Below are 11,904 nucleotides of genomic sequence, written 5' to 3' on the forward strand. Positions count from 1 at the left end.
CAGCTTACCTGTGCGGCGTTTTCTGCCGATAAAGCATTCATAATGATGATTTATAGCGATAAATTATAGACAAAATCCAGAATAAGAAACCTGTAATTAACAATAAAATCCCATAAGTATCAAAAATTTATTTTGAGCCATTGCAATAATTGCAAAAAAATCCCTGCTTTATTCAAGGATATGATCAGCGTCAACACGATCTACCTCTAAAGGGCTACACTTTGTGATGCAATGTGTAAATCTGTTAGAAGATATTAAAAACTATGTCTATAAAAAAACGTTATATCGCACTGATCGCGGCCGTCGGTATTGGTATCGGCTGGCTGACACTAGGGGGTTCGGCGGCGGTGATGCACTACACCTCCAGTACCGAATTTTGTCTTTCCTGCCACTCAATGGAAATACCGTATAAGGAGTACCAGGGTTCTGTTCACTTCAGCAATGCCAAGGGGATTCGCGCAGAGTGTGCCGACTGTCACATTCCAACCGACCCAATGAGTTATCTGGTGACCAAGATCCGCGCCACCAAAGACATCTACCATGAGTTTGTCACTGGTAAGATCGATACAGCGGAGAAATACGAAACACACCGCAAAGAACTGGCCGAAATGGTGTGGGACCAATTCCGTGCCAACGACTCCGCCACCTGCCGCTCTTGTCACGATTTCGGTGCCATGGAGCAATATGAACAATCCCGTGATGCGGCGAAAATGCACGAATACGCCGTGGCCAACAATCAAACCTGTATTGACTGTCACAAAGGCGTAGCTCACTTTGCTCCGGAAGCTCAGCTCGACAGTAAAGCCTTCGATACCCTGATAGGCTTTACCAAGCAAACAGCCCCGGGTGCGACCACAGTTTATCCCGCCACGACGATTGCGATGGGCGATCTTGGTACCATCAACCCCACCACCAAACTGGACGTAGTTAAAGCCGATGGTGATAACCGCACAGTGACCTTAAATGCCTACCAGATGAAAGGAGCCGAACAGGTTCTGTATATGGGTGAAGGACAGCGCTCCATCGTCGCCACCCTGACCGATGCTGGGCAAAAAGCGTTGCAAGCGGGGGACTTCCAAGCCGACGCTTACGGGAATGAATGGCGTGAAGTCACCCTGACCGCCAACATTACTGAGCCGGTTCTGGATACCTTAGATCCAATATGGCAATACGCGGAAGAGCTGGACAATGTTTACTGTTCAACGTGTCACGCCAAAATCCCGGCCAATCACTTCACGGTGAATGCCTGGGGTCCGGTTGCGAAGAGTATGGGGGAACGGACGGATATTACCGACCAGAACCTGGAAATTCTCACCAAGTTCTTCCAGCACCACGCGAAAGATGTGGTAGGTCACTAAGGAATATGAAGGATAAAACTATGACTGATATCTCTCGTCGCGGCTTTCTTAAAGGTACCGGAATGACCGCAGCAGGTGCGCTGGCGTTCACGTCATTCTCCCCTGTTTCACTGGCCGCTTCCCAACAACGCGGATCTGGTGTTCTGACCGCAGGCCGCATGGGGCCGATGCTGTGTGAAGTCAAAGATGGCAAACTGGTGTCCACCACCAATGCGCTGGCACAAACCGTTCCAAACAGCCTGCAAAGCACCGGGCCGGACCAGGTCTACACCAAAGCGCGAGTCAAATACCCGATGGTGCGCAAAGGATTTTTGGCCAACCCGGCAGCCCCTCAGGGTCTGCGTGGTAAAGATGAGTTTGTCCGCGTATCTTGGGATGACGCGTACAAACTGATTCACGAACAGCACATGCGCATTCGGAAACAGTATGGTCCGTCGTCGGTTTTCGCCGGTTCTTATGGCTGGCGTTCAAGCGGTATTTTGCACAAAGCCCAAACCCTGCTGCAGCGCTACATGAGCCTGGCCGGTGGCTATTCTGGTCATCTGGGTGACTACTCAACCGGTGCGGCACAAGTGATCATGCCGCACGTGGTTGGCTCAATCGAGGTATACGAACAGCAAACCACCTACCCTGTCGTTCTGGAACACAGTGATGTCGTGGTTCTGTGGGGGCTGAACCCGATTAACACGCTGAAGATTGCCTGGACATCAACCGACTGCGCCGGATTGGAATTTTTCCACCAGTTGAAAAAGTCCGGTAAAACCGTGATTGCGATCGACCCGATTCGTTCAGAAACCGTCGAGTTTTTCGGTGACAATGCGCAGTGGGTAGCCCCGCACCCGATGACCGATGTTGCCATGATGATGGGTATTGCCCATACGCTGATCGTCCAAGGCAAACACGACAAAGCGTTTCTCGATAAATACACTGCCGGCTACGACCAGTTCGAGGCCTACCTGCTCGGGAAAGAAGATGGCGTGGAAAAAAGCGCCGAATGGGCGGCCGGCATCTGTGGTGTCCCCGCCAAGCAATTGACCGTGCTGGCCGATATCTTCAGCAAAAACCGTACAATGCTGATGGCCGGCTGGGGAATGCAGCGCCAGCAATACGGTGAGCAGCGCCATTGGATGTTAGTGACACTGGCCGCCATGCTGGGTCAGATCGGTCTGCCAGGCGGTGGATTTGGTTTCTCTTACCACTACTCCAACGGCGGCAACCCCGCACGCGACGCTGGGGTTTTGCCCGCCATTTCAGCCTCGATCGGCGGCGGCTCGTCGGCCGGGAATGATTGGGCGGTGTCTGGGGCAGTGCAAAGCTTCCCGGTGGCGCGTATTGTCGAAGCACTGGAGAATCCGGGTGCTCCATACCAGCACAACGGACATGAACTGGTCTTCCCGGACATCAAAATGATCTGGTGGGCAGGCGGTGCCAACTTCACCCATCACCAGGACACCAACCGCCTGATCAACGCCTGGCAAAAGCCTGAGCTAATCGTCATTTCAGAGCCTTACTGGACGGCGGCCGCGAAACATGCCGATGTTGTGCTGCCGATCACCACCACGTTTGAACGTAATGACCTGACCATGACGGGTGACTACAGCAACCAGCATCTGGTGCCAATGAAACAAGTGGTCGAGCCGCAGGGCGAAGCGCGCAACGATTTCGATGTGTTTGCTGACATGGCTGAGCTGATCAAACCGGGTGGCTACGAAGTCTTTACCGAAGGAAAAACGGAAATGGAGTGGCTGTATGGTTTCTACAAAGCGGCACAGCAAAGCGGACGCGGAGCCCGGGTTGCCATGCCGAATTTCAGCCAGTTCTGGCAAGAGAATCAGCTGATAGAAATGAAGTGGAACGAGAAAAATGCCCAGTTCGTGCGATATGCCGACTTCCGTGAGAATCCGATACTTAATCCACTTGGCACGCCTAGCGGTAAAATTGAGATCTACTCGAAAACCATCGAAGGATTCGGCCTCAAAGACTGCCCTCCACATCCAACCTGGCTGGAGCCGACTGAATACACCGGCAACGCCCAACCGGATGAATTGCAGTTGATGACAGCACACGCGGCGGATCGCCTGCACAGTCAGTTCAACTACGCTAAGCTGCGCGATGACTACGCGATTGCCAACCGGGAGCCGATCTGGATTCATCCGCACGATGCCGAGGAACGCGGAATCAAAACCGGCGATCTGGTGCGCGCATTCAATGGCCGTGGTCAGGTGCTGGTCGGTGCTCAGGTAACAGACCGCATCAAACAGGGCTCCGTTTGTATCCACGAAGGCGGCTGGCCAGATCTGGATCAACAGACCGGGATCTGTAAAAACGGCGGCGCGAACGTGCTGACACTCGACATCCCGACATCACGTCTGGCCAACGGCTGCGCTGCCAACTCAGCTCTGGTACGGATTGAGAAGTACACCGGACCAGAGTTAGAGCTGACGGCTTTCATACCACCAAAAAACGGATAAGTCCGTACGTTCAAAGCCGGCGCAACGTCGGCTTTTTTATTGTCCCAACCAGATTAATGACCAATCACGTGATTATTCCGCTTACCTTTATGAGCCAGATCTTATATCGCACATTCCCTTAAAATAAACAGGGTTAATCACCCTACACTCTTGTCGTTGCCTTTCTCGATAACACAACAGGAGTTCATTATGACTCTGACCGTACTCGATCAATTCGCTCATCAAAAAGACTTATATCCCCACCACACAGCGCTGGTTACCTCCCAGCACACTTTAAGCTATCAGCAACTGGACCAACTCAGCGACAAACTGTGCGGGCTGATCCAGCATCAGGGCGTTAAGCCGAACGATCTCGTGCCACTGATCGCTCACCGCGACGCTGAACTGATCATCGGCGTGCTGGCCATTCTCAAAGCCGGCGCTGCCTATGTCCCGATTGACGCACGCTATCCGGACAAAAGGGTGCAGACGATCCTCGACCAGATCGACGCACCACTGATCTTAACCAGTCGCAGCGATATCCTGCCAGACGACACCGATAAGCCGCTCATTGCCATCAACACGCTGGATAAATTGCCTCACTATCCTCGTAAAACCACTACGGTTTCTGCGTCGATGACGGCGTACGTGATTTTCACTTCCGGCACCACTGGTGCACCAAAAGGCGTAATGATTTCCCACGCCTCGTTGTGGAATCTGATCCACTGCCACAATCAACGCTTCGCCATGTCTTGTGCCAGCCGATCGTCGTTAATGGCCGGGATCAGCTTTGATGTCGCTCAGTGGGAAATATGGTCTCCGCTGTGCTGTGGGGCTACGCTCTGTCTGCCTGATGACGATATCCGGCTCGATCCCCATGCGCTGCTGGAGAACTTTGCTCACCATCAGCTAACCCATGCGTTTGTGCCAACCGTGATGGTACCGGAGGTCCTCGCCGCACCGCAGCCGGACAATCTCAACCTGCAATATCTGTTTACCGCCGGTGAGAAACTCAGTCCGGTAGACTTACAAGGCATCCCATATACCCTGGTCGACTACTACGGACCAACCGAAACCACAGTCTTCACCACCTGTCATCTGGTGGAATGTCGTCGCCGCAATCAGCCAGCCAGCATCGGCTACCCTGTCGCCGGAGCACGTCTGTTTGTCCTTGATGAACGACAGCAGCCGGTCGCACGAGGCCAAGCCGGAGAACTCTACATCACCGGTCCCAGCGTGGCACAGGGTTACCTCAACGCACCTGAACTCAATCAGAGCAAATTCGTCCGCCTGCCAACATTATGCCAGGAAGTGTTGTTTCGCAGCGGCGACCGGGTGATTGAGCTCGACAACGGTCAATATCAGTATCTGGGCCGACTGGACGATCAGATTAAAATCCGAGGTAACCGGATTGAACTGGCTGAGCTGAACCGTGTGATCCAAGAACTGCCGGAGATCACCCACGTGGCAACACGGGTGATTCACCCAGAATCTGCCCATTCGAAACGCATTGCGACCTTTGTCATCAGTCAGGAAGAGCCTGACAACCTTAAAACCAAGTTGCGTCAGCACCTGAAAACGTCACTACCGGACTATTTTCAACCCAACTTCATCGAAGTGCTGACCCATTTCCCCTTAACGGAGAATGGTAAAGTGGACCTGAATCGGTTAACGCAAGATCTTGAAACCCGCCTTGCCGCAGAGGTTATGACCCCGTCGGAAGCGCTCACTGACACACAGGCTGCTATAGCGGCCGTATGGTCAGAGTTACTGGGGGTAAACGATATTCGCCCTCAGAATGCGTTTTTTGATGTTGGTGGGGACTCGTTGTTGGCCGTCAGCATGATCACTCAAGTCAGCCGTCGGTTGGGCATCAAAACGTACGTCCGGGATGTGTACGAGTACCCCTCGCTCAACGCCCTGGCAGCCGCTCTGGAAACACGACGTCATGCGCAGCCATCCGATCTGGATCGCGAACCTTCTCAGGTGTTACAGCAAGATATTCAATTGCCATCGGGATGGAAAATTTCAGCACCATGCAACGACCATCAGTTGTCAGCGCCACAACTGATTCTGCTGACCGGCGCGACCGGTTTTGTCGGGGCTCATTTATTGGCCGAGTTACTCCGCACAACAAATGCGAATATCTGTTGCTTGGTGCGGGGACGCTCACCAGAACATGCCGGACAACGTCTTCTGGATGTCCTGAAACGCTACCGAATTGGGTTGTCAGAACATCAACTGGAACGCATCCAACCGCTGGCGGGTGACATCGCGGATACGCATCTGGGATTGCTGGACGCCACTTACGACGCGCTGTGTCAACAAGTCGATGTGATTTACCACAGCGCCAGTGCCGTCAATTTTATTCAGCCCTATTCCTACATGCGACGTGACAACGTTCAGGGGCTGCAACAAATCATCGCCTTTGCTGCAGAGCACAAAACCAAACCTTTGGTGCTGCTCTCAACCATTTCGGTTTACAGCTGGGGACAACGGTTTACCGGCAAACGCGTCATGTACGAGCACGATGATATTGATCAGAACTTAGCGGCGGTCAGCGCCGACATCGGCTACGTGCGCAGCAAATGGGTAATGGAGAAAATCGCGGATCAGGCGGCCCACTCGGGTTTGCCCGTGATGACCTTTCGCCTCGGTTACGCGACGTGCCACAGCCAAACCGGGGTCAGCGCCAACTATCAGTGGTGGGGGCGCCTGGTTGAAACTTGTCTGCAGACCGGCTCAGCGCCGCAGCTGAGAGACCTTTACGAAGGGCTGACCACGGTCGATTACATGACCCAGGCTATCGCCTACATCAGCCGTAACCCTAAAGCACTGGGGTTGAAGTTCAATCTCATTCATCAACACAGCAACAACCTCTCGCTTGAAGCGTTCTTTCAGCGATTGAATAACAGCTTTGATCTGTCATTGAAAAGGATGCCCTACCCTGAGTGGCGTGCCCAATGGGAGCAGGATAGCAACGCGCCGTTATACCCGCTGCTCAGCTTGTTTAAAGACAATGTGGTAGACGAACTCTCCACGGTCGAGCTCTATCAGGATACGTATATTTTTGATAACCAGAACACCGCTCGTTTTCTTCGTGGCAGCACCATTGAGGAGCCCGTGTTTGATAAAGCGATGCTGGCACGGTATCTGGAGGCTTCCTTCGGCTATCGACCGCTGAACGCATAACCGAGCGGGGGGACGAAAAAGGCGCTGAATACTCAGCGCCTTTTCTTAAAGGAAATTAATCGACAGTTCTGCTCAGTCTCAGACTCGTGATGGCGGCAATCACGCCGATGATCACATACAGACTGACGTTCCATGCTCCAGCTTCCGCCACCGCATTCAATGGATTCGAACTGAGCAGCGCGTGCATCGGCAACGCGAAAATAGCCGTGAAGAAATCGCTGATGCCGTAAAAATCAAACAAACCGATCGACATCCATTTCAATGCGTAAATTGCCACTACCATCACCAAGATCGGAGAATTGACCCGCTGAGAGATCGCCATCGCGGTCAGCGCCAGTGGCATAACCAGAACCCCCACTAACGCCATGCGCAAAATGAACTCCAGCCAATGCATGAGGACAAAGCTCAACGCCACCTGTTTATACAACCCATTCAGCTGATTGTCTGTCGACAGGTTCAACAGCCACAACAGCAAATCGGCTGCCAGCACCAGAGCCGAACACACCAGTGGAATGGCCAACAAACCAAACCCCAGCTTCACCAGTAACGTTTTCACATCACTGACCGGCATACTGCGCCAAAACATCAAACTGCCTTCCTGACGCGCTTTGCGCAGCGTTTTAGGAAAATACAGACTTGCCAATATCAAAGAGACCAGCCCTGCCCCGCCCATGACCAATGTGTTCAGGCTGTCATTCAACTCAAGATCAAAGGGTCCGCTGTTGTCACCGAAACTCAGTTCAAAAAACAGATTGTGTTGAATGGTCGCGTTGGTCAGCAGGCTGGCAAACAAAGCCAGTCCACATATCATCACAAACAACGGAATATACAGCACCACCCGGTTTTCCAGCCACTCTTTTTCCAGCATCGCCATACTCGCTCGCATCACGCAGCCTCCTTTTGCAGGGCCAAAAACAAATCGGCCAATTTTACACTGTAAACAGAACCTAAGTCGGCCACGCTGGCAGCATGCCTGGCATCCAATAACCAGCGCGTACTACCCAATGCTTTCTGAGACGATAAAGGGTTCAGAGCCCGGATCTGCGCCGCATGATCATCACTGGCATCCAGAATAAAATAACGCTCACTGAGCTCATCCATGGAGCTTTGCATAACCGCACGGCCATGTTTGAGGATCAGTACATCTGTCAGCAGGTGTTCAATCTCAGCGACCTCATGGCTGGCGATGATCAGCGTCCGCTCACCGTCGTGAAACCATTCCAGCAGATGACGATAAAACGTATCACGGTACACCAGATCCAGCCCCAGAGTTGGTTCGTCCAGAATCAGTACCTGAGTGTCCGTCGCAATCACTATCGCCAAATGAAGCTGGACTTTCATCCCCTTAGACAGCGCCCGAACTTTTGCGCGGGCAACAATGTCCGTCTTGGCCAACATCGTCTGCGCTTTATTAATGTCAAAGCTGGGATGCACACCCTCGACATATTTGAGCAATTGAGCCACCGTCATCCATTCTGGCAGTACATTGACATCCGAGATGTAAGAAAGATGCGCCATCAGCTCTGCGCGGTGCGCAATCGGCTCCAGATCGTTAATGCGAATATCACCCTGATAGTGATGTGCGCCAAGCAACGCTTTGATCAGAGTAGACTTCCCGGCGCCGTTGTGACCGAGAAGCCCCAGCACCTGGCCGCCACGCAGTTCAAAGCTGATATCGTGCAGCGCTTCACCTTGTGTCGCTTCGCGACCGGCATAGAGTTTCGAAACATGTTTCACACTGACTAACGGCATGATGGATCACCTTGTAAATGGGGTTGGAGCAGCTCGACGAAATCGTCCAGCGGCATACCCAAACGAGTTAATGTGGCTGCAATCTGCGGGATCTGCTGTTGGATAAAAGAGGCGCGCTCCGCCTCAGCCAGCTTGGTCATCGCCCCCGCAGAGACAAACATGCCCTGACCACGACGTTTTTCTACCAGACCTTCATCAACCAACAGTTGATACCCTTTCATTACAGTTAAGTGATTGATTTTCATATCAGCGGACACGCTCCGCACCGAAGGTAGTGCTTCGCCTTCGGCCCAGACTCCCTGCAGAATCTGTCGGGTGATCTGATCCGCCAATTGACGAAAAATCGGTTGGTTATCCTGCCATTCCGTCAAATCCTGGGTCCTCTCATTGATATGGTGTTATACCTATATATAACACCATAATTAAAAGCCGCCAATAAAAAAAAACTCCACTCGAAGGTGGAGTTTCTTAATTCACATGTTGAACGTAGGATCAGTTGGTCGTGCAATCTGCCGGACCGATCTCTTTCCAAACGCCCCACTCGCCCGTTGTTCCAGGCTCTTCTCCGGTGGTCCACCATTTGGCTTCCCAGACCTTCGCTGCCCATGTAACTTGATCGCCGCCGTTGTACACTCCCGCAGTCTCCCACAGATTAGTGCACGTGCCGCCGCCGGTGTCTTTCTTCGCAACGACCACCGTGGTTGACGCCGACGCGGCCACTTTGCCATCACTCACGGTGACCGTGAACTGCAGCGATGTGTCTTGCGTATATTCAGCCGCCACAAAGCTCAGGGTAGCGCCATCGATGGTTGCATTCACACCAGCAGGGACATCCCAGCTGAACGTCAGTGTATCGTTGTCAGCATCGCTGGATGCCGACGCATCCACCACCACCAGCTCACCCGCGACAGCATTGGCTGGCGCAGAGACAGCCGCTACCGGAGCGTTATTTTCTGGTTCAGTGCCTTTTGGCTGTACCGTTACGACCACTTGATCCGATGCTGAAGCACCATCATTGTCGGTCACAGTCAATTCGAACGTCAGGGTTTCCGTCGCAGCGACTTCGGCCACATTGAAACTGGCTTGCGCTGTGTTGGCGCCTGTCAGCGTCACTGGCGTACCCGCTACTTGTTGCCATTGGTAGCTGGCGATCGTGCCATCGGAGTCTCGCGATGCGCTGCCGTCCAGTGTCACACTAGCCGGACCAGTCACCGTCACATCAACGCCAGCGGAAGCCGTTGGTGCTCGATTAGCAGGAGGATCCCCCGCCAAGCCTTCATGCATGGCGTTCAGGATATCGCCGTTATCCGCATCAATTTCCCATGAAAACAGACCCGCCAGCCCCAGACTGCGAGCGTAAGCGCCTTTCGCCAACACAGAGCGGTGGTCGTCAAACGTGATCAGCTGACCAGTTGAACGGTTCCACACCCAAGGCGCTTCAGCTTGCGCATCATAGCCATACTCGAAGCCATTGATGCCTGTGCCATCTGGCCCCAGCATGTAAGATTTCACGCCTTTGTAATCAATGACGCCCTCTTCCCACACGCCTTGCGCGGTAGTGCCTTTCAGCTTGCCGTTACCCACACCGGTCATCGGATCGTTCGGATCGCTCAGAGAACCAGGTGTGACACCTTCCCAGCCACGGCCGTACATCGCCGTACCCAGCACCAGTTTGTTCGCTGGCACACCCTGTGCAAGCAACAGCTGAATGCCGTTATCCGCGGTGTAAGCCGGACCTTTGTACGGTTCGCCGTTTTCATCGACGCCGGAGCCATCACACTGACCAGGGCGCATGAACGTGCCACAGTTGAGTGCTGTCTGATGGCCCAGCACGTTGTTCCAGCCGCCGTAGAAGTCGTACGTCATGGCGAAGATGTAGTCCATATACTGTACCGCTTCGCCGTAGTTCACGTCTTCGATCTTGTCGTAGCCCACACCAATTGCAGACGTCAGTTCGTAGGTGCGACCCGTCTCTGCTTCCAGTTCATCCAACATGGCTCGCAATTCGCGCATCAACGCCACGTATGCCGGGCCGTCATTGACTGGATCACCCAGATCCGGCGCCGCGCCGCCGCCGCCAGGGAATTCCCAGTCAATGTCGACACCATCATAGAATTTCCATGTTGTCAGGAAACGTTTCACCGACGCAACAAATGTGTCGCGGTTGGCTTTGGTGGTAAAGTCAAAGAACGGATCAGACAGTGTCCAACCGCCGATTGACGGGATGATCTTAAGATCCGGATTGCGCTGTTTGAGCGCCATCAACATGGCGTAGTTGCCTTTGATCGGTGAGCTGTACTCGTGACCAGCTTGCGAAAAACTCTTCTGATACGCCGCCCAAGGGTCATGAATCACCACTTCGTAGTCCGGCACACCGTTACACGCCGTCATTAACGCGTTGTAGCTGTTACCGCCCACTTGCTTGACAGACTCGTTCGGACCACAAATTGGGATAAAGCCATACAGGATGTGGGTCAGGTTGTCTGCCGGGATATTGTCCACGGTATAGTTGCGGCCATAGATGCCCCACTCTACAAAGTAAGTCCCGACAACGGTATTTGGGTCGGTGTTGTAGGTTTTGTTGTTGGGATCCACATTCATGGTCAGCGGTTTCAGATGTGAGCCATCAGTGTCGGCGACAACCAGCTCAGCAGGCGCACTGGCACTACAACCACTGGCATCACACGCTTCGACGGTCATCTGGTATAAGCCACCTTGGCCATATTTGAAACTGGCGGTCGTTTGACTGCCGGTGATCGGGCCAGTCGCCACTTCCACGCCATCAAATAAAATTTTGTAGGTGTCGCCGGTGGTGCCACTCCACTGATTGAACTTAATGGTGATATCCGCTTGGTCGTGATATTTCACCATTTGGTTGTATCCCGCGGTGGTTTCCATCGCCAGCTCTATCTTGGAAAACTGAAGATTGTTGGAACCATAGACGTCAATACTAGGAGCCGCAGGTGCAGCCATCGCAGCGCCAGATAGTGCCATTGCGATACTCGCGGCGCACAAAGTAATACGATTCATACCTATTTCTCTCATTCCTTGTCTGTTTCACCCGCAATCGCCCTTTAACTGGTGTGTTCACCCCAGGCCTGCGAGCAGCCAAATCTTCACCAATGCAGTGAAGATACCCAACAGGATTCGAG

7 protein-coding genes are annotated in these 11,904 nt (G+C 53.1%); 3 read left to right on the forward strand and 4 right to left on the reverse strand.

The features are described from left to right. Positions 1 to 263: 263 nt before the first annotated feature. The 3 genes from CAG65_RS09470 to CAG65_RS09480 all read left to right on the forward strand — a co-directional run bounded on the left by CAG65_RS09470 (position 264) and on the right by CAG65_RS09480 (position 7,000). On the forward strand, positions 264 to 1,358 hold the full coding sequence (locus tag CAG65_RS09470; protein WP_161453473.1) for a NapC/NirT family cytochrome c: 1,095 nt from the start codon (positions 264 to 266) through the stop codon (positions 1,356 to 1,358). Positions 1,359 to 1,378: 20 nt separating this feature from the next. Continuing rightward, on the forward strand, positions 1,379 to 3,829 hold the full coding sequence (locus CAG65_RS09475) for a trimethylamine-N-oxide reductase 2 (protein ID WP_161453474.1): 2,451 nt from the start codon (positions 1,379 to 1,381) through the stop codon (positions 3,827 to 3,829). A 189-nt stretch (positions 3,830 to 4,018) separates the two neighbouring features. Next, positions 4,019 to 7,000, forward strand: coding sequence for an amino acid adenylation domain-containing protein (locus CAG65_RS09480; protein WP_161453475.1), 2,982 nt, complete (start codon positions 4,019 to 4,021; stop codon positions 6,998 to 7,000). Between the two features lie 55 nt (positions 7,001 to 7,055). On the opposite strand, the gene CAG65_RS09485 is transcribed toward CAG65_RS09480, so the two are convergent. From CAG65_RS09485 to CAG65_RS09500, 4 genes are all read right to left on the reverse strand, one after another. Next, a complete protein-coding gene (locus tag CAG65_RS09485; RefSeq protein WP_161453478.1) occupies positions 7,056 to 7,886 on the reverse strand; it encodes a hypothetical protein in 831 nt (276 codons plus the stop codon). Next, positions 7,886 to 8,755: an ABC transporter ATP-binding protein gene (locus tag CAG65_RS09490; protein WP_156008751.1), complete on the reverse strand. Its 870-nt coding sequence runs from the start codon at positions 8,753 to 8,755 to the stop codon at positions 7,886 to 7,888. The genes CAG65_RS09485 and CAG65_RS09490 overlap by 1 nt, the downstream gene beginning before the upstream one ends. Next, positions 8,743 to 9,123: a GntR family transcriptional regulator gene (locus CAG65_RS09495; protein WP_161453476.1), complete on the reverse strand. Its 381-nt coding sequence runs from the start codon at positions 9,121 to 9,123 to the stop codon at positions 8,743 to 8,745. Before CAG65_RS09495 ends, CAG65_RS09490 begins: the two co-directional genes overlap by 13 nt. Positions 9,124 to 9,244: 121 nt before the next feature. Next, positions 9,245 to 11,782, reverse strand: coding sequence for a glycosyl hydrolase family 18 protein (locus CAG65_RS09500; protein WP_161453477.1), 2,538 nt, complete (start codon positions 11,780 to 11,782; stop codon positions 9,245 to 9,247). Positions 11,783 to 11,904 lie beyond the last annotated feature (122 nt).

Origin of the sequence: Vibrio sp. V39_P1S14PM300 (assembly GCF_009904765.1) — a bacterium.
Classification (GTDB): Bacteria; Pseudomonadota; Gammaproteobacteria; order Enterobacterales; family Vibrionaceae; genus Vibrio; species Vibrio proteolyticus.